Below are 21,837 nucleotides of genomic sequence, written 5' to 3' on the forward strand. Positions count from 1 at the left end.
GGTGGTGGACCGGTGGTGGTTGGCCACCGGGCGTTCGGGAGGGGAAGCAGCCGAAGCTGCGTGGCTCAGTGCGCTTCTTCCAGGGCACCGGCGATGTAGCTGCTGGCCAGCATCACGAAGATGTAGGCCTGCAGGAACTGCACCAGCAGCTCGAAGGCGGTGAGGCCGACGGCGACCACGAAGGAGGCCGAGCCGTACAGCGCGCCCAGGGTCGGGCTGAGCAGGTACCAGGAGGCGACGGAGAACATCACGACCAGCAGGTGGCCGGCGAACATGTTCGCGAAGGCTCGGACCGCCAGGGTGAAGGGGCGCACGAAGATGTTCGAGAAGAACTCGATCGGGACCAGGATGAACATGACCCAGCCGGGGATGCCCGACGGCCAGCAGAGGTTCTTGAGACCGCCGACGAACCCGTGCTTCTTGAAGGTCAGCGTCATGTAGGTGATCCACACGACCGCGGCCAGACCCGCGGGGAAGGCGATCGACGCCGTCACCGGGAACTGCGCGAACGGGATGATCGACATGATGTTCATCAACCAGACGAAGAAGAACATCGAGACCAGCATCGGGACGTACTTCTCGCCCTTCTTGCCGATCGTCTCCAGCACGATGGAGCGCTTGACGAAGTCGTAGCCGATCTCGCCGACCAGCTGCAGCTTGCCGGGGACCAGGCGCGGCTTGGCGAAAGCGGCCCAGAAGAACACGACGACCAGCAACGCGACGATGATCGACAGCAGCATCGGCTTGTTGAAGTCGACGCCGCCGACCGAGAAGATCGGCTTGAACTGGAACTCGTTCAGGCCCGGGGCCGGGAAGCCGCAGCCAGCGTCCCCGAAGTGGCAACTGCCTGAGGCGAGCGAGGACGTGAGTTCAGCACTCACCGCGGACTCCTTCGTCGTGGCGCATGGTTACGGCAACCTCGGTGTGTCGGCGTGGCCTGCGACCACGGAGCGGCACTGGAACTTGATGGGTATCTCGCCGATCCCGCACGACGGCGTACTGCACGACCGCGGGATCATCGAAGACTTCGCGGGTCCGGGGGGCGATCAGTCCGCGATCCGGACAGACCAGGCCTCTTCCCGTACTCCGTTGTTGCGACGGACGATAGCAGCCCGTCAGTGCGGCATAAACACCGCCCCCCTCGTTGGGGGGACAGCTGGGCCTCGTCACTGTTGACGACCCTTGTCGGAGGGCTTGTCGCCCTTGCTTTCCGAGGCGTGGGGGTCGACGTAGAACATCTTGGCCTTGAGTGCTCCGCGCACCTGGAAGCCGGTGAAGATCAGCACGCAGCCGATCAACGTGAAGGCGAAGGTCTGCCGGTTGAAGAGCTCGGTGTCCTTGAACACCGCGAGCACGATGCCGACCAGCAGGATCTGGGTGGTGTACACCATCAGCGCCGCGGCCATCATGATCTGCGGGTTCGACCTGGTCAGCCGCTCGAGCGCGAACTGGCCGGAGCTGAAGAAGGCCAGCACCAGGAGGGCGCCGAAGAGGGCGCCGAGCAGGCCCTTCCCACCGGCGACGGCGAAGGAGATCGCCATGGCGATGATCCCGGCGACCGCAGTGGGAATCGCGGCGCCCCGGAGGATCTGGGCGTCGGTGGACGGCATGTCGGCAGCTCCGGCGGCATGTCGATGTGGCGGGGGACGGGCACAGATGGTGGCGGGGTGACACCGGACCGAGTGGCCGCCGCCGGACCGCCCGCGGTGAGCGGCGGATCCGTCGAAGGAGACCGACCAGGGACGGAAGTCCTCCACCTGTCAGGTCTTTCGGCGTGTTCTCGGTACTCGTGAACGGTATCACAAACTATTTGATGAGAGCTTTACCATGAATGTGTGGCTCCTGTCACACCGATGGCGCAACGAATCCGCCGTACGGGTGAGCCCATTTGACGGATCGTCAACGTGGCTGTCACCGGCGGCCGGTGGCCTTGTGGTGGTCGCCGGACGCGGTGGACCCCCGGCCGGCTTCACCCAGAAGTTGCTTGTCCTTCGCCGACAGTTCGGCCATCGGGGCGGACGGCGAGCGCCGCCGGTACCGCGGCGGGACGAAGGACTGCACCGCCCGGGGCGCCCGCGGCCGGAACCGCGGCGTCAGCAGGACCACCAGGCCGACCAGGCAGAGCCCGGCGAGGGTCAGCACCACCGCGCGGCCGGTGTTGGTCACCGAGAAGGCGACCGTGCCGAAGGCGATCAGCGCGGCCCAGAAGTACATGATCAGCACGGCCCGGCTGTGCGAGTGCCCGACCTGGAGCAGCCGGTGGTGCAGGTGGCGCTTGTCGGCCGCGAACGGGGACTGGCCGGCCCAGGTGCGGCGCACCACCGCGAGCAGCAGGTCGGCCAGCGGCAGCGCGATGACCGTCAGCGGCAGCAGCAGCGGGATGTAGATCGGCACCAGGGTGTGCACGGTGGCGGTCTGCGAACCGGTCTCGCTGTTGATCAGGTCCGGGTCGACCCGGCCGGTGATCGAGATCGCCGCGACGGCCAGCATCAGGCCGAGCATCATCGAGCCGGAGTCGCCCATGAAGATCCGCGCGGGGTGCATGTTGTGCGCCAGGAAGCCCAGGCACATGCCGATCAGCAGCACGCTGAACAGCACGGCGGGGGCCGCGTCGGAGATCGTGTAGCCGTACCAGAGCCGGTAGCTGTACAGGAAGAAGGCCATCGCGGCGATGCAGACCATGCCGCCCGCCAGGCCGTCCAGTCCGTCGATGAAGTTCACCGCGTTGACCATGACGACGACCAGGGTGACCGAGATGACCATGCCCTGGGTCGGGCTCACCGCGACCGAGCCGACGCCGGGCACCGGGAGGCTGATCACCGTGACGCCCTGCCAGACCATCACGCCGGCGGCGATCATCTGGCCGCCCAGCTTGACCAGGGCGTCCACGCCCCACTTGTCGTCCAGCACCCCGAGCAGGAACATGATCCCGGCGCCGGACAGCAGCGCGCGGATGTCGCTGCCCCCGTTGAACACCTTGCTCAGGTTGTCCAGCTGGGAGGCGACCAGGATGCCCGCGCACAGTCCGCCGAACATCGCGATGCCGCCGAGCCGCGGAGTGGGCTCGCGGTGCACGTCGCGGGCGCGGACCGGGGGCATCGCGCCCGCCGCGATGGCGAACTTCCGGACCGGACCGGTCAGCAGGTAGGTGACGGCGGCGGTGCAGAACAGCACCAGCAGATACTCACGCACCACTGGCCTCCTGCATCACTGTCGAACGGGGAGGTACCGAAGGTACTCCCCTGCCTTCCCGGGGTTCGAGGTGCGTCGCCACGGCACACACCTTATTGAGTCGGACGCCCGGGACGTGCATCGCGGTTCGCTCTCCCGGGTAGGAGAACCGAATACCTGTGGACGCCCGGGCCTCAGGCTCCCCCGGCGAAGGCCGCCGCCAGCTCCCGGACCCGTGCCGCGACCGGCCCCGGGGCCTCCCCGGCGAGCAGCCGGCCGATCAGCGCGGCGATCCCGGTCAGCTCCGCCTCCCCCATCCCCTGGCTGGTCACGGTACCCGTGCCCAGCCTGATCCCGGAGGCGTCGGCGGCCGGCGCCGGGTCGTACGGCAGCGCGCACTTGCCGAGCAGCAACCCGGCCGCCGCGCAGCGCCGTTCGGCCTCCGCGCCGGTCACGCCGAGCGGGCTGACGTCGGCGGTGACCAGGTGGGTGTCGGTCCCGCCCGTCAGAGGGCGCATACCGGCCTCTGCGAGCCCCCTGGCGAGCGCCTGCGCCCCGGACACCGTCCGCTGCGCGTACGCCCGGTAGGCGGGCGTCCCGGCCTCCGCGAGGGCCACCGCCTTGCCGGCCACCTCGTTCATCGCCGCGCCGCCCTGGCTGAACGGGAACACCGCCCGGTCGATCCGCTCGGCCAGCTCCGCGGTGGACAGCAGCAGACCGCCGCGCGGGCCGCGCAGCAGCTTGTGGGTGGCGGCCACCGTGACGTCCGCGTACGGCACCGGGGAGGGCGCCACCCCGGCCGCGACCAGGCCGGTGGTCTGCGCGACGGAGGCGATCAGATAGGCGTCCACCTCGTCGGCGATCTCCCGGAAGGCCGCCCAGTCCGGGTGCCGGGGGTGGGAGATCGAACCCGCCACGATGGCCTTCGGGCGGTGCCGCCGGGCCAGCTCGCGCACCTGGTCGAGGTCGATCAGGCCGTCGTCCTCGCGCACGCCGTAGCCGGTGAACTCGAACCAGCGGCCGGAGAAGTTGGCCCGCGAGCCGCAGCTGAGGTGGCCGCCGTGCTCCAGCGACATCGCCAGCACCCTGTCACCGGGCCGCAGCAGCGCCGCGTAGGCCGCGAGCAGCGCCGAAGTCGCCGACCGGGGCTGGACGTTGGCGTGCGGCGCGGCGAAGAGTGCGCGTGCCCGGTCGATCGCCAGCAGCTCCGCGGCGTCCGCCAGCGCGCAGCCGGTGTGGTGCCGGCGGCCGGGGTAGCCCTCGGCGTACTTGTCGATCAGCGGCCCGGTCAGCGCCGCCAGCACGGCGGGCGTGGTCAGGTTCTCCCCCGCCAGCAGCTGGATCGTTTCGGCGCGCCGCTCGGACTCGGCGGCCAGCAGGTCGGCGATCTGCGGATCCGCCCGGTGCAGCGCTTCGGACGCCCACGGGCGCCCCGTCGTCGCGGTCGAGCCGGTCGCGGCATCGGTGACGGTCATGGCAGGGCTCCCGGGCGCGGCAGGGACGGTGCCCCCAGCGTAGGACCGTCGACCCCGTCCGGCCCGCCGAGAAGGGGCCGTTCGGCCGTCAGCGCGGCGCGGGCACGCCCGTCAGCGCGGTGACCACCGGGTCGACCGCGTGGAATATCTCCTCGCCGCAGTTGCGGAACATGCCGATCGGCGCGCCGTACGGGTCGTCCACCTCGTCGGACTCCGGGGTCGCGGCCAGCAGCCAGCCGCGCAGCGCGGCGGCGGCCCGCACCAGGGCGCGGGCCCGCTCGGTGACGTCGGCGCCGCGGCGCGGGTCGGGCAGGGTGCCCGGGTCGATCGTCCGGACCAGCCGGGTGAACTCCTTCATCGTGAAGGTGCGCAGGCCCGCCTCGTGGCCCATCGAGATCACCTGGGCGCGGTGGTCCAGGGTCGCGGTCAGCACCAGGTCGGCCTCGACCACGTGCTCGTCCAGCAGTTCCCGACCGGTGAAGCCACCGCTGTCGGCGCCGTACTCGTCGAGCACGGTCGCCGCGTGGTCCTCCATCGGCGCGCCCACGTGGCCCCAGGTGCCGGCGCTCTCCACCAGGATCCGCCCGGCCACCCGGGGGCTGAGCCGGGTGTCCAGCTCACGCCGGGTGAGCCGCTCGGCTATCGGCGAGCGGCAGATGTTCCCCGTGCAGACGAACAGGATCCGGAAGTGGTCCAGCGGCCTGGGACCCACGCTCAGGTACGGCGCTATGCCGGGCCCGTCATGGAGCGAGGCGGTGGGTGTCAACTTCCGGCCTCCAGGTCGGGGACGACCTCCCTCAGCTGCTCGATGCTGATCGCCCCGGCCCGCAGGAGCACGGGCACCTTGCCGGTCACGTCGACGATGGACGAGGCGGTGGCGTGGTCGGCGGTGCCGCCGTCCAGGTAGACCGAGATCGCGTCGCCCAGCTGGGCCTGCGCCTCGTCACAGGTCGCCGGGGACGGGCCACCGGTCTTGTTGGCGCTGGAGACGGCGAGCGGGCCGGTGCTGTTCAGCAGCTCGATGGCGACCGGGTGCAGCGGCATCCGGACCGCGACGGTGCCGCGGGTCTCGCCGAGGTCCCAGCGCAGCGAGGGCTGGTGCTTGGCGACCAGGGTGAGGCCGCCGGGCCAGAACGCGTCGACCAGTTCCCAGGCCTGCTCGGAGAAGTCGGTGACCAGGCCGTGCAGGGTGGTCGGCGAGCCGACCAGGACGGGCGAGGGCATGTTGCGGCCACGGCCCTTGGCGGCCAGCAGCTCGCCGACGGCCTCCGGGGAGAAGGCGTCCGCGCCGACCCCGTACAGGGTGTCGGTGGGCAGCACGACGAGTTCGCCGCGGCGGATGGCCGATGCGGCCTCACGCAGGCCGGTGGCGCGGTCCCCGGCGTCGGCACAGTCGTAGCGGCGGCTCATCGGTGCGGTCCCCTTCCGGAAAGGCTCATGACGTTCACGGCGGTGTGCACGAACCGGCCCTGCGGGCGGTCGTGCCGGGTTCGACCGTTCACGACCCGACCCTGCGGGCGGCCGTGCTGCGCTTGAGGTTCACGACCCGACCCTCCGGGCGGTCGTGAAGCGCGGTCGGTTGTTCAGGTCGCGGTGGTCGGCCGTGTCCGTCCAACCGCGTTCCTCGTTGAAGATCCACGGCACCTGGCCGCCCTGCTGGTCGGCGTGCTCGATCACCACCGCGCCGCCCGGGCGGAGCAGCCGGGCGGCCACCCGCTCGATGCCGCGGATGGTGTCCAGGCCGTCCTCGCCGGAGAACAGGGACATCTGCGGGTCGTGGTCGCGGGCCTCCGGCGCGACGTACTCCCACTCGGTGAGCGGGATGTACGGCGGGTTGGAGATCACCAGGTCGAAGCGGCCGTCCCAGGAGCGGTCGTCCTCGAAGGCCTTGGTGGCGTCACCGGCGTGCAGGGTGACCCTGGCGCGGTCCGGGCTGGCCTCGATGTTGCGCCGGGTGTACTCCAGCGCCCCCTCGTCCAGCTCGAAGGCGTGCACGGTCGAGCGCGGCAGCTCCTGGGCCAGGGCGAGCGCGATGGCGCCCGAGCCGGAGCACAGGTCGACCACCAGCGGCTCGGCGACGTCCATGTCGCGCACGGCGTCTATGGCCCACTCGACGACCGTCTCGGTCTCCGGCCGGGGCACGAACACCCCGGGGCCGACCGCCAGTTCGAGGTAGCGGAAGAACGCCCGCCCGGTGATGTGCTGCAGCGGCTCGCGGGCCTCGCGGCGCGAGACCGCCTCCCAGTAGCGGGCGTCGAAGTCGGCGTCCTGCACGGTGTGCAGCTGGCTGCGCTTGACGTTGTGGACGTAGGCGGCGAGTTCCTCCGCGTCGAAGCGCGGCGACGGCACGCCGGCCGCGGCCAACCGCTGGGTGGCCTGGGCCACCTCGGCGAGCAGCAGGTTCATCCGTACGACCTCATGTTTCTGCGCTCCGGCTTCGGTCTTGCGTCGGGCTGGGGCGCGCCGGTCTCAGTTCTCTTGGGCCGCGGCGAGCTTGGCCGCCGCGTCCTTGTCGACGCAGGACTGGATCACGGCGTTCAGGTCGCCGTCCAGGACCTGGTCCAGGTTGTACGCCTTGAACCCCGTGCGGTGGTCCGAGATGCGGTTCTCCGGGTAGTTGTACGTCCGGATCCGCTCGGAGCGGTCCACCGTGCGGACCTGGCTGCGACGCGCGTCCGAGGCCTCCCGCTCGGCCTCCTCCTGCGCGGCGGCCAGCAGCCGCGAACGCAGGATGCGCATCGCCTGCTCCTTGTTCTGCAGCTGGCTCTTCTCGTTCTGGCAGGACGCCACGATACCGGTCGGCAGGTGGGTGATCCGGACCGCCGAGTCGGTGGTGTTGACCGACTGGCCGCCGGGACCGGAGGAGCGGTAGACGTCGATCCGCAGGTCGTTGGCGACGATCTCGACCTCGACCTCCTCCGCCTCGGGGGTGACCAGCACGCCCGCCGCGGAGGTGTGGATGCGGCCCTGCGACTCGGTGGCGGGGACGCGCTGCACGCGGTGCACGCCGCCCTCGTACTTCAACCGGGCCCAGACGCCCTGGCCAGGCTCGGTGTTGCCCTTGGTCTTCACGGCCACCGAGACGTCCTTGTAGCCGCCGAGGTCGGACTCGTTGGAGTCGATGATCTCGGTCTTCCAGCCGATCCGCTCGGCGTAGCGCAGGTACATCCGGAGCAGGTCGCCGGCGAACAGCGCGGACTCCTCGCCGCCCTCACCCGCCTTGATCTCCAGGATGACGTCCTTGTCGTCGCTCGGGTCGCGCGGGACGAGCAGCAGCCGCAGTTCCTCGGTCAGCTCGTCGCGGCGCGCCTCGGACTCCTTCACCTCGGAGAGGAACTCCGGCTCCTCGGCGGCGAGTTCGCGCGCGGCCTCGATGTCCTCGCCGGCCTGCCGCCACTTCCGGTAGACCCGGGTGATCGGGGTGAGCTCGGCGTACCGCTTGGCCAGCTTGCGGGCGTTGTTCTGGTCCGCGTGGACCGACGGGTCGGCCAGCCTCGTCTCGAGGTCGGCGTGCTCGACGAGGAGCTCTTCGACTGCCTCGAACATGGGGTGGCCTTCTTCCCGGGGACTCGGACGTGCGGGGGGGGTTCGGAACGGGGGCGGAGCTGTGCGGTTCGCGCTGGGACGCGAACGGCGCCGGCCCCCAGCGCCCCCGACAACGAGTACGGGGGCACCGGGAACCGGCGCCGAGGGAGCGCTAGGCCTTCGCGCTGTGCTGCTTGCCGAAGCGGGCCTCGAAGCGGGCCACGCGGCCACCGGTGTCGAGGATCTTCTGCTTGCCGGTGTAGAACGGGTGGCACTGCGAGCAGACCTCGGCGCGGATCACGCCGCTGGTCTCGGTCGAGCGGGTGGTGAACTCGGCGCCGCAGGTGCAGGTCACGTTGGTGACCACGTACTCCGGGTGAACGTTGGACTTCAAGGGGATCTCCTAGTTTTCGGGAGGGCACCGGGTCGGCGGCTGGGATGCCGCACGTGAACCGGGACCGACGGACCAGTCTGCCAGGACCGGCCGCATCTTCCCAAACCGGGGCCCGCCGCGGCTTATTCCGGGGGGCGTTCCGGGCACCTCCGAGCGGCCGCCCGGGCGGTGGCGGGCCCGGGCCCGGGCCGGCGGCTCAGCGGACGGCGGAGGCCTTCGCGGTGGGCTTCACGGACGGCTTCACGGTGCCCGCCGCCGGGGCCGTGGGGGCCGCCTGGGCGGGGTTCTCCGGCTGGGCCGAGACGACCGCCTGCGGGAGGGGCTGGTCGGCCTTGAGCGCCGCCCAGACGTTCCCGGCCTGCGGCTGCTGCTCCACCACCCGGTTGGGGTCGCTGGGCGCGGTCACCACCGGCAGGGTGACCATGCTCAGCTGGTCCGGCCCGATCCCCTTGAGCTCCTGCACCAGCCCGACCAGGGAGTTCACCGAGCCGAGCGCGGAGTCGGTGGTGACGCTCTTGGTCATGGTGTCGCCGATCGACCACAGCTTGACCGGGTTGGAGAACAGTCCGATCCCGCCGGCCTGCTGGAGCAGCGACTTGACCATCTGCTTCTGCAGCTCGATCCGGCCGAGGTCGCTGCCGTCGCCGACGCCGTGCCGGGTGCGCACGAAGGCCAGCGCCTGCTGCCCGTCCAGGTGGTGCTGCCCGGCCGGCAGGTCGAGCCCGCTGTCCTTGTCGTGGATGGCCACCGTGGTGGTCACGGTGGCCCCGCCTATCGCGTCCACGACCCGGGCGAAGCCGGCGAAGTCCACCTGGAGGTAGTGGTCCATCCGCAGCCCGGTGAGCTGCTCGGTGGTCTTGACGGCGCAGGCCGCACCGCCCGCCTCGAAGGCGCTGTTGTACATCGCGCGCTTGGCCGCCGGGACGGCCTTGCCGGCGCCGTCGGTGCACTGCGGGCGGTCGACCAGGGTGTCGCGCGGGATCGAGACGACCGAGGCCCTGGAGTGGTCCTGGTAGACGTGGACCACCATCGCGGTGTCGGAGCGGGCGGAGTCGCCGGTGTCCCCGCCGGCCAGGTCGCCGTTCTCGCCGACCCGCGAGTCGGAGCCCAGCACCAGGATGTTGAAGGAGCCGTCGGTGGCGGCCGGGGGCCGGGCGTCGCCGAGGCGGGAGTCGATGTCGACGCTCTTGATGTTGCCGTTGAGCTTCAGGTACGCGTACGCCCCCGCACCGCCGCCGGCGACGACGAGCGCGGCGACCGCGCAGGCGGACCACCGCAGGACCTTGCGGCGGCGACTCGGGACCCTCTTGTGCTCGGCCATACGGTCCAGAGTAAATCGGACAAGAAGATCAAATAGTCCCAAGCTGTCCCAACTCTGGAACAAAGCGGCCACCGACGCACGGAACCCCGGACCGCTCGCGCGATCCGGGGTTCCGTGCAGTGCCGGGTGTCCGATTACGGTCAGTCGCCCGAACCGGGGGTGGTCTTGGCGATCTGCATCAGGAACTCGGCGTTGCTCTTGGTCTGCTTCATCTTGTCCAGGAGCAGCTCGATCGCCTGCTGCGAGTCGAGCGCGTGCAGCACCCGGCGCAGCTTCCAGACGATGGCCAGCTCCTCGCTGCCGAGCAGGATCTCCTCCTTGCGGGTGCTGGAGGCGTCCACGTCGACGGCCGGGAAGATGCGCTTGTCCGAGAGCTTCCGGTCGAGCTTGAGCTCCATGTTGCCGGTGCCCTTGAACTCCTCGAAGATCACCTCGTCCATCCGCGAGCCGGTCTCGACCAGCGCGGTGGCCAGGATGGTCAGCGAGCCGCCGTTCTCGATGTTGCGCGCGGCACCGAAGAACTTCTTCGGCGGGTACAGCGCGGTCGAGTCGACACCACCGGACAGGATGCGGCCGGAGGCCGGCGCCGCCAGGTTGTAGGCGCGGCCCAGGCGGGTGATCGAGTCCAGCAGGATGACCACGTCGTGGCCCAGCTCGACCAGGCGCTTGGCGCGCTCGATGGCCAGCTCGGCAACGGTGGTGTGGTCCTCGGCCGGGCGGTCGAAGGTCGAGGAGATGACCTCGCCCTTGACCGACCGCTGCATGTCGGTGACCTCTTCCGGACGCTCGTCGACCAGGACGACCATCAGGTGGCACTCGGGGTTGTTGTGGGTGATCGCGTTGGCGACCGCCTGGAGCACCATGGTCTTGCCGGTCTTCGGCGGCGCGACGATCAGACCGCGCTGGCCCTTGCCGATCGGCGACACCAGGTCGATGATCCGGGTGGTCAGCACGCCCGGGTCGGTCTCCAGGCGCAGCCGCTCCTGCGGGTACAGCGGGGTGAGCTTGTTGAACTCGGGGCGGCCGCGGCCGGTCTCCGGGTCCATGCCGTTGACGGAGTCCAGCCGCACCATGGCGTTGAACTTCTCGCGGCGCTCGCCCTCGCGCGGCTGGCGCACGGCACCGGTGATGGCGTCACCCTTGCGCAGGCCGTTCTTGCGGACCTGGGCGAGCGAGACGTAGACGTCGTTCTGGCCCGGCAGGTAGCCGGAGGTGCGCACGAAGGCGTAGTTGTCGAGGATGTCGAGGATGCCCGCGACCGGGATCAGGACGTCGTCCTCGCCGATCTGGGTCTCGACCGGACCGGCCTCGAAGCCGTCACGGCCGCGCCGGCCCCGACGGTCGCGGTAACGGCCGCGACGGCCCCGACGGCCCTCGCCGAACTCGTCGTCGTCGTAGCCGCCCTGCTGGGCCTGCGGCTGCTGGGCCTGCTGGCCCTGGCCGCCCTCGCGGCGCTGCTGGCCGTCGCCCTGGCCCTGCTGGCCCTGCTGGCCCTGGCGGTCGGTGCGCTCGCGGCGGTTGCGGCGGTCGCGACGCGACTCGCGGCCGTCGGCGTCCTGCCCGGCCTGGGCCTCGCCGGCGTCCTGACGCTCGGTGCGCTCGGTGCGCTCCGTCCGCTCCGTGCGCTCGCCGCCGTCCCGGCGGTCACGGCGCTCGCGGCGGTCGCGACGGGTCTCGCGACCCTCCTCGCGGCCCTCGAAGGCGCGGGTCTCGGCCGGACGGTCGGCCTGCTTGGGCTCGGCCACCGCGACGGTGGCGGCCTCGGCGACGGCCTCCGCGGCCGCGACGGGCGCGGTCGGGGCGCCGGCGGCCGAGGTGGCGCGGCGGCGGGTGCGCTCGGCACGGGCCGGCGCGGCGGTCTCGGCGGCGGCCTGGACCGGGATCTCGATCTGGGCCTGCGGCTCGGCGGCCGGGGCCGCGGCGGCGGCCGCGGCGGCGGCCTTGGTACGGCGGGCCGGCTTCTCGGCCGGGGCCTCGGCGTCCGCCTTGGCGGCGGTGCGCTTGGCGGCCGGGGCGCCACCGGCGGCGAGCAGCGGGTCCCCGCCGCTCTTCTCCTTGATGGTCTCGATCAGCTGGCTCTTGCGCATGCGCCCGGTACCGGTGATGCCCAGGTCCGCGGCGAGCTTCTGCAGCTCGGCGAGGACCATGCCGTCCAGGCCCGCGGCGGCACTGCGGCGGCGGCGGGCCGGGGCAGCGGGGGCGGCGGTCGCGTCCGACGCTTCGGCGTCCGGGCGCGCGCCCATCAGATCGGTGGAGTCGCTCACTAAGGGTCCTTCCCTGGAGCGGACGTCGGCCTGTCTGGCTCGGCGACCGGTTGTGCTGTCCTGACCAACGCTCGACTGCGTCGGTCCGAGGCGGTGATCCCTCGAATGGCGGGAGCCCGTCGAGGGAGAGCTGCGAGGTGCGGTGCGTGAAGCACGGTGGTGCTGAGGTGGCGCGTGGGCCGGTCGTGTGTCGACCTCCCCAGAGGGCGTTGCGCCCACGCTGCCTGCGAATCCCGGGCCCCCGTCGCGTGACGGTGGCCCGCGCTCCGCCCGTCCTGGCCTCTAGGTGGAGACCGCGGGTGGGAGTCAGGTGCCGTCACGGCTTCGGGATGCGACCGCTTGTCGCGCAGGCAGGCTGCGTACGCGCTGCGGTGGGCTCCCGGAGAATCGTCGCCCCGGACATCGCGGCGGTTCCACGGCAGTGGAACGCTGGGATCGGGACGCGGCGCACCTAGCCCCGGAGGGCACCTGGTGCAGCAATGAGGTTAACACTACCGACCCCCTCAGACATTCCCCGACCTCGAGCTTGCCAATCGTGTCCGGACGGCCCGGCTCTGCGCCGGGCCGAACCGGCAGCTCAGACGCCCAGTGGGAGCACGGTGGCCCCGGTGCGGTCGACGTCGAGCCGGTGCGCGGCGAACGCCGGGTCGCCGCCGTGGCCGTGGTGCCCGGCGAAGGAGAGCACCTTGTCGACGCCCGCCTCGTCGGTGAGCGCCAGCACGGTCGGGCCGGCCCCGGAGATGACCGCGGGGACGCCCTCCGCGCGCAGCGCGCCGACCAGCGCGGCGCTGTCCGGCATGGCGGAGGCGCGGTAGTCCTGGTGCAGCCGGTCCTCGGTGGCGGCGAGGAGCAGCTCGGGGCGCCTGGTCAGGGCCTCCACCAGCAGCCCGGAGCGGCCCGCGTTGACGGCGGCGTCGGCCAGCGGGACGGTCTTCGGCAGCAGGCCGCGGGCGGTCTCGGTGAGCACCTCGCCGGCCGGCACGAACACCACCGGGACGACCTGCCCGGAGGGCTCCAGGGCGACCGCCTTGGCCGACTCCTCGTCGGTCCAGGCGATGGTGAAGTTGCCGCGCAGGCAGGCCGCGACGTTGTCCGGGTGGCCCTCCAGCTCGGAGGCGAGGGCCAGCAGCGCGTCGTCGTCCAGCGCGGACGGGCCGCCGATGGTGACGGCGCGGGCGGCCACGATCCCGGCGCAGATGGCGGCCGAGGAGGAGCCCAGGCCGCGGCCGTGCGGTATCCGGTTGGCGCAGACCACTTCGAGGCCGCGCGGCTGGCCGCCGAGCCGGTCGAAGGCGGCCCGCATCGAGCGGACCAGCAGGTGGCGCTCGTCCCGCGGCAGCGTCTGCGCGCCCTCGCCGGCGATGTCGACGGAGAGGCCGGAGTCGGAGACCCGGACGACGACGTCGTCGTACAGACCCAGCGCGAGCCCGAAGGCGTCGAAGCCCGGGCCGAGGTTGGCGCTGGTCGCGGGAACCCGGACCCGGACGGCGGCGGCACGGAACGCAGGACCGGCCATGCGGTGGACTCTCCTGGGGAAATCGGGCGGCGCGGAGCGCGTCGTCGGTGCGAGGTGGGGAAAGGGCCGCGGGCCCCTCGGGCCTGGCGGTCACTGTCGTCGGCGCGGCCCGTACCAGGACGGGCCCGGGGCATGTGCCACACGGCCGGACCCAGAGTATCGAAGAGAGGTTCCCCAGTGGTACACCCCGTGGGCCTTCGATCTGGTGTGTTGCCGGTTCTGGCCGGAATGCGCACCCCCCGCGGTCAGGGAACGGGGTGGAATCGGATCGGAATGCGCAGCGGAATTGACACAAAAGTGTCACCGGAGAACTTTGACGGGCCGACCCCCGAAAGGGTCGGCCCGTCGAAGTGTCAGGCCCCGGCGTCAGTCCAGCAGTCCGAGCCGCTGGGCCGCGGCCTCCGGGTCGACCGGGACGACCTGCGGCTGCGGGGCGCCGGCCACCGCCCAGTCCGGGTCCTTGAGGCCGTTGCCGGTCACCGTGCAAACGATCCGCTGGCCCGGGTCGACCAGGCCGGCCTCCGCCTTGGCCAGCAGCCCGGCCACCGAGGCGGCCGAGGCGGGCTCCACGAAGACGCCCTCCTGCGCGGCCAACAGCCGGTAGGCGGCGAGGATCTGACGGTCCGTCACCTTGTCGATGAGGCCGCCGGACTCGTCCCGCGCGGCGAGCGCGAAGTCCCAGGAGGCCGGGTTGCCGATCCGGATCGCGGTGGCGATGGTCTGCGGCTTGAGGACGGGCGCGCCGTCCACGATCGGGGCCGAACCGGCGGCCTGGAAGCCCCACATCCGCGGGGTGCGGGCGGCCATCCCGTCGGCGGCGTACTCCCGGTAGCCCTTCCAGTAGGCCGTGATGTTGCCCGCGTTGCCGACCGGCAGGACGTGGATGTCCGGGGCGTCGCCGAGCATGTCGACGATCTCGAAGGCCGCCGTCTTCTGGCCCTCGATCCGCACCGGGTTCACCGAGTTGACCAGCGCCACCGGGTACTTCTCGGACAGTTCGCGGGCGAGCGTCAGGCAGTCGTCGAAGTTCCCGTCGACCTGGAGGATCTTCGCGCCGTGCACCAGCGCCTGGCCCATCTTGCCCAGGGCGATCTTGCCCTGCGGGACGAGCACGGCGGAGACCATCCCGGCCCGCACCGCGTAGGCGGCGGCGGAGGCCGAGGTGTTGCCGGTGGAGGCGCAGATGACGGCCTGGGCGCCCTCCTCCTTGGCCTTGGAGATGGCCATCGTCATCCCGCGGTCCTTGAAGGAACCGGTCGGGTTGGCGCCCTCGACCTTGAGGTAGACCTCGCAGCCGGTGCGCTCGGAGAGCACCTGGGCGGGTACCAGGGGCGTGCCGCCCTCCAGCAGGGTGACCACCGGGGTGGCCGCGGTGACCGGCAGGCGGTCCCGGTACTCCTCGATCAGGCCGCGCCACTGGTGGGTGTGCGCGCCTCGGACGACGTTCTCGGCAACGGCGTTCATGGCTGGTTCCTTATTCCCCTTCGACCCGCATGATGCTGGCCACGTCCCGCACGCTGTCCAGCGCGCGGAGCTTGTCGACCGTCGCCGACAGCGCGGCGTCGGTGGCACGGTGGGTGACCACGACGAGCGAGGCGTCGCCGTCGCGGCCCTGCTGGCGCACGGTGTCGATGGAGACGCCGTGCTCGGCGAAGACGGACGCGACCTGGGCGAGCACGCCCGCCCGGTCGTCCACGTCCAGGCTGACGTGGTAGCGGGTGACCACCTCGTCCATCGGCTTGGCGGGCAGCTGCGTGTACACGGAGTCACCGGGACCGGTGGACCCGGCCAGCTTGTTGCGGCACACCGCGACCAGGTCGCCGAGCACCGCGGAGGCGGTCGGCGAGCCGCCCGCGCCCGGACCGTAGAACATCAGCCGGCCGGCCGCCTCGGCCTCGACGAACACCGCGTTGTACGCCTCGCGGACGGACGCCAGCGGGTGCGAGAGCGGGATCATCGCCGGGTGGACCCGCGCGGTGACGGACTCGCCGTCGGCGGCCCGCTCGCAGATCGCCAGCAGCTTGACCACGCAGCCCATCGCCTTGGCGGAGGCGATGTCGGCGGCGGTGACCTCGGTGATGCCCTCGCGGTAGACGTCCGCCGCGGTGACCTCGGTGTGGAACGCGATCCCGGCCAGGATGGCGGCCTTGGCGGCGGCGTCGAAGCCCTCGACGTCGGCCGTCGGGTCCGCCTCGGCGTAGCCGAGCGCGGTGGCCTCCTCCAGCGCCTCCGAGTAGCCGGCGCCGGTGGTGTCCATCTTGTCGAGGATGAAGTTGGTGGTGCCGTTGACGATGCCCAGCACCCGGTTGACCTTGTCCCCCGCGAGGGACTCGCGCAGCGGGCGCAGCAGCGGGATCGCGCCCGCCACCGCGGCCTCGTAGTACAGGTCCACGCCGGCCGCGGCGGCCGCCGCGTGCAGCTCGGTGCCGTCCTTGGCGAGCAGCGCCTTGTTGGCGCTGACCACCGAGGCACCCTTCGCGAAGGCGGACAGGATCAGCGATTTGGACGGCTCGATGCCGCCCACCACCTCGACGACGACGTCGATGTCGCCGCGGCCCACCAGGGCCTCGGCGTCGGTGGTGATCAGGTGCTCGGGCACCCCGGGGCGCACCCGGCCGGCCCGGCGGACCGCGATCCCGGCGAGCTCGACCGGGGCACCGATGCGAGCGGCGAGGTCGTCGGCCGTCGTCGTCATGATGCGCGCCACCTCGGAGCCCACCACACCACAACCCAGCAACGCCACCTTCAGCGGGCGCGTACGCATCATCCGACTCCGCTCTGCATTCTTCGTGCTTCGGTATTTCCGGCGGTTTTCAGGGGCCGCCGGTAACTTCGGTCCGTACCAGTCTCGGGGACTTTCCGCACGGATCTACGGTCGTTCCATGATCTGAGACGAGAATTTCGTCATCCGATATCCAGGCGCAGGAGATCCTCCTCCGTCTCGCGCCGGACGATCACCCGGGCCGCGCCGTCCTTGACGGCGAGCACCGGAGGCCTGAGGGCGTGGTTGTAGTTGCTCGCCATCGAGCGGCAGTAGGCGCCGGTGGCGGGCACCGCGATCAGGTCACCCGGGGCCAGGTCGGACGGCAGGAAGGCGTCCCGGACGACGATGTCGCCGGACTCGCAGTGCTTGCCGACCACCCGCACCAGCATCGGCTCGGCGTCGCTGGTGCGCGACACCAGGGCCACCGAGTACTCGGCGTCGTACAGCGCGGTGCGGATGTTGTCGGACATCCCGCCGTCCACGCTGACGTAGGTGCGCAGGCCCTCCAGCGGCTTGACGGTGCCGACCTCGTACAGCGTGAACGCGGTCGGGCCGACGATCGCCCGGCCCGGCTCCACGCTCAGCCGGGGGGCGTCCAGGTTCGCGGCGGCACACTCCCGGCGGACGATCTCGGCCAGCGCGGCGGCGATCTCGGCCGGCTCGCGCGGGTCGTCCTCGCTGGTGTAGGCGATGCCCAGTCCGCCGCCGAGGTCGATCTCGGGCAGCTCGACGCCGTGCTCGTCGCGGATCCCGGCCAGCAGGCCGACCACCCGGCGGGCGGCGACCTCGAAGCCCGCCATGTCGAAGATCTGCGAGCCGATGTGCGAGTGGATGCCGCGCAGCTCCAGGCTGTCGTGGCCGAGCACCCGGCGCACCGCCTCGGCGGCCGCTCCCCCGTTGAGGGACAGGCCGAACTTCTGGTCCTCGTGCGCCGTGGCGATGAACTCGTGGGTGTGCGCCTCGACGCCGACGGTGATCCGGATCAGCACCTGCTGGCGCACGCCCTGGCGGGCGGCGATCGCGGCCAGCCGCTCGATCTCCTCGTAGGAGTCGACCACGATGTGCCCGACACCGGTCTTCACGGCGTGCTCGAGCTCGTCCACCGACTTGTTGTTGCCGTGCAGCGCGATCCGCTCCGCCGGCATCCCGGCGGCCAGCGCCACCGCCAACTCCCCGGCGCTGCACACGTCGAGGTTGAGGCCCTCCTCGTGCAGCCAGCGCACGACCGCCTTGGAGAGGAAGGCCTTGCCGGCGTAGTAGACGTCCGCGTCGGTGCCGAAGGCGTCCCGCCAGGCGCGGGCCCGGCTGCGGAAGTCCTCCTCGTCCAGCACGTAGGCCGGGGTGCCGAACTCGGCCGCCAGCCGCTTGACGTCGATCCCGCCGACCGTGGCCACGCCCTCGGCGTCGCGGGCGACGGTGCGCGACCAGACCTTGGGGTCGAGCGCGTTGAGGTCGGCCGGCGGGGCCTGGTAGTGGCCCTCGGGCAGGACGTCACCGTGACGGGGGCCTGCCGGGTGTGCGGAGCGACTCATGTCCTCTAAGTCCTTCGAGACCTATGGCAAGGGGCGGCGACGGTCCTCGTTGACCGTCAGCCGCCCCCCGCTGTGCGCTTGGGGGTGGTGCCTACATCCGCTCGGGCGTCGAGACGCCCAGGAGCGTCAGGCCGTTGGCGAGCACCGTGCGCGTCGCCTCGACCAGCCAGAGACGGGCGTGCGTGAGGTCCGTGACCTCCTCGTCGCCCTTGGGCAGGACCTGGCAGTTGTCCCAGAAACGGTGGTACGCGCCGGCCAGGTCCTCCAGGTAGCGGGCGACCCGGTGCGGCTCGCGCAGTTCGCCGGCGGCGGCGATGACGCGCGGGAACTCACCGAGCTGACCGAGCAGGTCGGTCTCCCACTCCGTGCTCAGCAGCTCCGGTTTGAAGTCCGCCGAGCGCGTGACGCCGAGGTCCGCCGCCTTGCGCTGGAGCGAGGACATCCGGGCGTGCGCGTACTGGACGTAGAAGACCCGGTTCTCGTTGGTCTGGCTGGTCAGGATGTTGATGTCCAGCGTGATCGTCGAGTCCGTGGAGGAGCGCGCCAGGGTGTAGCGGGCGGCGTCGACGCCGATCCACTCGACCACGTCGTCGATCGTGATGATGTTGCCGGCCCGCTTGGACATGCGGACCTCTTCGCCGTCGCGAAGCATCTTCACGAACTGGCCGATCTTCACCTCGATGTTGTGGTTCATGTCGTCGCCCGCGCAGGCCGCGATGGCCTTGAGGCGGTTGACGTAGCCGTGGTGGTCGGCGCCCAGCATGTAGAGCGCGACCTCGGCCCCGCGGTCCCGCTTGGACAGGTAGTACGCGGCGTCGGCGGCGAAGTAGGTCTTGTCACCGTCGGCCTTGATCAGGACGCGGTCCTTGTCGTCGCCGAAGTCGGTGGTGCGCAGGAAGACCGCGCCGTCCTGGTCGAAGACGTGGCCCTGCTCGCGCAGCCGCTCGATGGCCTTCTCGACGGCGCCCGAGTCGTGCAGCGTCTTCTCCGAGAACCACACGTCGAAGTGGGTGCCGAACTCGTCCATCGAGCGCTTGATCTCGGCCACCATGAGCTTGAGGCCCTCGGTGCGGAAGACCTCCAGCTGCTCGGCCTCGGGCAGGTCGAGCACGCCCGGGATCGCATTGGTGAGCGCCTTGGCGATGTCGACGATGTACTCGCCGACGTAGCCGCCCTCCGGCACCTCGCGGCCGTTCGCGGCGGCCTGGAGCGAGGCGGCGAACTTGCTGATCTGCACGCCGGCGTCGTTGAGGTAGTACTCGGTGGTGACGTCGGCGCCGGAGGCCCGCAGCACCCGCGCCAGCGAGTCGCCGACGGCGGCCCAGCGGACGCCGCCGATGTGGATCGGGCCGGTCGGGTTGGCGGAGACGAACTCCAGGTTGATCTTCAAGCCCTTGAGGGCCTCGTTGCGGCCGTAGGCGTCGCCCGCCTCGACGATGGTGCGGGCGAGCGCACCGGCGGTGGCGGTGTCCAGGGTGATGTTCAGGAAGCCCGGACCGGCGATGTCGACCTTGGCGACGCCGGTGATCCCTCGCAGGCGCTCGGCCAGGGCCTCGGCAACGGCTCGCGGCGGCTTGCCGGCCGCCTTGGCGAGCTGGAGGGCCACGTTCGTCGCGTAGTCGCCGTGGTCCCGGTTCTTGGGCCGCTCGACCGTCACGTGCTCGGGCACGGCGACGGCCAGCTCGCCCGCCTCGACGGCGGAGCTCACTGCGGCCTGGATTGCCTGGGAAAGGTCTGCGGGGGTCACGACGCCAAGCGTAGGCGAGACGGGGTGCCCGCCCGCCACTCGGTTTGCCGGTTGAGACGGCGCGGGACGGCGCCCCCTGGGGTGTCAGCCGTGATCCGTACGCTCTGTTCGCTCAGGGCGAAACGCGCCGGGCCGTTCCGCGGCCCGCATCAGCCGCCGGACCAGGGCCACCAGGTCGGCGGGGTCGAAGGGCTTGCCGAGGTAGCCGTCCACCCCGACCGCCTCCCCCAGGTCGAGGTCCGCCGGGGTGCACGCGCTCACGATCGCGATCGGCAGTCCGCTGGTGTCCGGGGTCGCGCGCAGCCGGGCCGCCGTCCGCAGACCGTCCAGCCGCGGCATCACCACGTCCAGCGTCACCACGTCCGGCTTCACCCGGCGGATGACCTCCAGGCACTCGGCGCCGTCGGCGGCGGTCACCACCTCGAAGCCCTCGAGCTCCAGGTTGACCCTGATCAGCTGGCGGATCACCTCGCTGTCGTCCACCACGAGGACCCGCCCGGACACTCCCGACACCTCACCGAGGGTATCGGCGGCCCCGCCGCCCCGTCCGGCCTTTGGGCACTTCCGCCCGTCGCGCGGCCGGCCGGCGCCCCGACGATCTTTCCGGAAACCCGTGCACGGACCCCACCGGAAGCCTGGTAGTGTTCATCCCGTCGGAACGCGCGAGTGACCGACAGGCCAACCGGCCCCCGTAGCTCAGGGGATAGAGCACCGCCCTCCGGAGGCGGGTGCGTAGGTTCGAATCCTACCGGGGGCACTTCGCGGGAAGTGCGCATGAGGCCCAGATCAGTGGAGTCGATCCACGGATCTGGGCCTTCGTCATGTCCGGGCCCGGACGCCCCGGACGGGGTGCCGACGGGCCCGGGCCCCGGGGGGACGGGCCCGGACCCGTCGGGTCAGGGGGCGCTGCCCTCGACCTGGGTGTACAGGGTCGCGATGGTGTGGTCGAAGTAGGCGCTGTACGAGGTGTCGTCGCTGTCGCCGCCCTGCTGGTAACCGCCGATCGCGCCGACCACGTCCCCGGTCGCGGTGTTGATCCAGGGGCCGCCGCTGGTGCCGGACGGGTACGCCGGGCAGTCGATCACCCGCTGGTAGGCGCTGTGCTGGGCAGTGGTGTTGGTGCAGAGGCTGGGCGTCTCGGCGTCGGCCGGGTAGCCGTAGAGGCGGACGGTGGCGCCGAAGGACTCGTCGGTGCCGAGCTTGTTGCCGCCGACCACGTCCTCGACGTTGCGGCCGTTGTTGGGCGCGGTCTCCAGGATCGCGAAGTCCTCGTCCACGTCGCCGTTCTGGGTCCAGCCGTCGGCGGTGTGGACCGCGGTCACCTGCCAGGTGCCGTACGGCGCGGAGCCGTCGCGGTAGCCGGGGGCGAAGGTCACGCCGCCGGGGCTGCTGACGCAGTGCGCGGCGGTCAGCAGCAGGTTGCCGGTCGCGCTGTGCAGCACGCTGGCGGTGCAGAAGTGGTTGCCGGGCCCGACCGAACCGCTGAACAGAGCGCCGACGGTGGAGGACTCCCGGTCGTCGGCGGGTGCGGCGGCGGTGCGCCCGAGCGCGACGCTGCGCACGTCGGGCGCGGCGGACGCGGTCGGGGCGGGGGCCGCCGGGGTGTCCGTGGCGGTCGGCGTCGGGGTGGGGGTGGGGGTGTCGGTCGGGGTCGGGGTCGCGCTCGGGGTGGTGTCCGCGGCCGGGCCGGCCGAGGCCGGCGCCGCGGTGGCGGTGGCCGGGGCGGGTACGACGGCCCGGGTGCTGCGGGCCACCTTCCCGGCGGCCGTCGCGTCGGACAGGCTGAACCCGTGCGTCCCGGCGACCACGGCGGCCACCACGAGGGCGGACAGCGCGGTGAACAGCGAAGGGGCGAGCAGACGGTGACGGCGTGACCTCGCGCGGCTGTGCTGGCCCATTCCTGACTCCCTGCCCTGGTCGGTGGCGCCTCGTTCGGTCAATGACTATGGCGCCTCAGCCTGGAAGGCTCGTTACCGTCGGCTTGGAGCTCGATGAGAAAGCGCCCACCCGAGCAGGAGCGTAACCGGAACGCGCCCCGCGATGAAGGCGGTGGACCTCGAACGCGGTGGACGTCGCGGCACGGCGGCGCCCCCGCGCTCCCCGGGCGGTGGCCGGGAAGCGCGGGGGC

General features: G+C 71.8%; 18 protein-coding genes and 1 tRNA gene. 1 reads left to right on the forward strand and 18 read right to left on the reverse strand.

Going from position 1 to position 21,837, the window contains the following annotated elements; all coding sequences use genetic code 11:
- Positions 1-65 precede the first annotated feature (65 nt).
- The 17 genes from atpB to ACZ58X_RS13130 all read right to left on the reverse strand — a co-directional run bounded on the left by atpB (position 66) and on the right by ACZ58X_RS13130 (position 20,213).
- Entirely contained in the window at positions 66-881 is an 816-nt protein-coding gene (gene atpB, locus ACZ58X_RS13050; protein ID WP_470333733.1) for a F0F1 ATP synthase subunit A, read from the reverse strand.
- 285 nt (positions 882-1,166) lie between these two features.
- Entirely contained in the window at positions 1,167-1,610 is a 444-nt protein-coding gene (locus ACZ58X_RS13055) for a hypothetical protein (RefSeq protein WP_470333734.1), read from the reverse strand.
- Positions 1,611-1,911: 301 nt separating this feature from the next.
- A complete protein-coding gene (locus ACZ58X_RS13060; protein WP_470333735.1) occupies positions 1,912-3,192 on the reverse strand; it encodes an MraY family glycosyltransferase in 1,281 nt (426 codons plus the stop codon).
- Positions 3,193-3,365: 173 nt separating this feature from the next.
- Entirely contained in the window at positions 3,366-4,646 is a 1,281-nt protein-coding gene (locus ACZ58X_RS13065) for a serine hydroxymethyltransferase (protein ID WP_470333736.1), read from the reverse strand.
- Positions 4,647-4,734: 88 nt separating this feature from the next.
- On the reverse strand, positions 4,735-5,376 hold the full coding sequence (locus ACZ58X_RS13070) for an arsenate reductase/protein-tyrosine-phosphatase family protein (RefSeq protein ID WP_360233710.1): 642 nt from the start codon (positions 5,374-5,376) through the stop codon (positions 4,735-4,737).
- A 32-nt stretch (positions 5,377-5,408) separates the two neighbouring features.
- Positions 5,409-6,056, reverse strand: a complete 648-nt coding sequence (locus ACZ58X_RS13075; RefSeq protein ID WP_360233605.1) for an L-threonylcarbamoyladenylate synthase — start codon at positions 6,054-6,056, stop codon at positions 5,409-5,411.
- A gap of 129 nt (positions 6,057-6,185) precedes the next feature.
- A complete protein-coding gene (prmC, locus tag ACZ58X_RS13080; protein ID WP_470333737.1) occupies positions 6,186-7,052 on the reverse strand; it encodes a peptide chain release factor N(5)-glutamine methyltransferase in 867 nt (288 codons plus the stop codon).
- Between the two features lie 63 nt (positions 7,053-7,115).
- Positions 7,116-8,192 (reverse strand): peptide chain release factor 1, encoded by a 1,077-nt coding sequence (gene prfA, locus ACZ58X_RS13085; protein WP_470333738.1) that lies wholly within the window; start codon positions 8,190-8,192, stop codon positions 7,116-7,118.
- A gap of 151 nt (positions 8,193-8,343) precedes the next feature.
- Positions 8,344-8,565 (reverse strand): 50S ribosomal protein L31, encoded by a 222-nt coding sequence (gene rpmE / locus ACZ58X_RS13090; protein ID WP_350504385.1) that lies wholly within the window; start codon positions 8,563-8,565, stop codon positions 8,344-8,346.
- A 196-nt stretch (positions 8,566-8,761) separates the two neighbouring features.
- Positions 8,762-9,886 (reverse strand): LCP family protein, encoded by a 1,125-nt coding sequence (locus ACZ58X_RS13095; protein ID WP_470333739.1) that lies wholly within the window; start codon positions 9,884-9,886, stop codon positions 8,762-8,764.
- A gap of 140 nt (positions 9,887-10,026) precedes the next feature.
- On the reverse strand, positions 10,027-12,150 hold the full coding sequence (gene rho / locus ACZ58X_RS13100; RefSeq protein WP_470333740.1) for a transcription termination factor Rho: 2,124 nt from the start codon (positions 12,148-12,150) through the stop codon (positions 10,027-10,029).
- Positions 12,151-12,727: 577 nt separating this feature from the next.
- The gene (gene thrB / locus ACZ58X_RS13105; protein ID WP_470333741.1) at positions 12,728-13,666 is read right to left on the reverse strand and encodes a homoserine kinase; all 939 of its coding nucleotides are present in this window, start codon (positions 13,664-13,666) and stop codon (positions 12,728-12,730) included.
- A 366-nt stretch (positions 13,667-14,032) separates the two neighbouring features.
- Complete coding sequence (gene thrC / locus ACZ58X_RS13110) at positions 14,033-15,130, reverse strand: threonine synthase (protein WP_375892994.1); 1,098 nt, start codon at positions 15,128-15,130, stop codon at positions 14,033-14,035.
- Between the two features lie 10 nt (positions 15,131-15,140).
- A complete protein-coding gene (locus ACZ58X_RS13115) occupies positions 15,141-16,433 on the reverse strand; it encodes a homoserine dehydrogenase (RefSeq protein WP_470333742.1) in 1,293 nt (430 codons plus the stop codon).
- Between the two features lie 137 nt (positions 16,434-16,570).
- Positions 16,571-17,962, reverse strand: a complete 1,392-nt coding sequence (gene lysA / locus ACZ58X_RS13120) for a diaminopimelate decarboxylase (RefSeq protein ID WP_470333743.1) — start codon at positions 17,960-17,962, stop codon at positions 16,571-16,573.
- A gap of 91 nt (positions 17,963-18,053) precedes the next feature.
- Positions 18,054-19,709, reverse strand: coding sequence for an arginine--tRNA ligase (argS, locus tag ACZ58X_RS13125; protein ID WP_470333744.1), 1,656 nt, complete (start codon positions 19,707-19,709; stop codon positions 18,054-18,056).
- A gap of 84 nt (positions 19,710-19,793) precedes the next feature.
- A complete protein-coding gene (locus ACZ58X_RS13130; RefSeq protein WP_470333868.1) occupies positions 19,794-20,213 on the reverse strand; it encodes a response regulator in 420 nt (139 codons plus the stop codon).
- A 181-nt stretch (positions 20,214-20,394) separates the two neighbouring features.
- Between ACZ58X_RS13130 and ACZ58X_RS13135 the strand changes: the two genes are divergently transcribed.
- Positions 20,395-20,466 (forward strand) — tRNA-Arg (locus tag ACZ58X_RS13135).
- A 139-nt stretch (positions 20,467-20,605) separates the two neighbouring features.
- Here ACZ58X_RS13135 and ACZ58X_RS13140 read toward each other — a convergent pair.
- Positions 20,606-21,607, reverse strand: a complete 1,002-nt coding sequence (locus tag ACZ58X_RS13140) for a trypsin-like serine peptidase (RefSeq protein ID WP_470333745.1) — start codon at positions 21,605-21,607, stop codon at positions 20,606-20,608.
- Positions 21,608-21,837: the final 230 nt, after the last annotated feature.

Source organism: Kitasatospora sp. NPDC040550 (assembly GCF_055594965.1).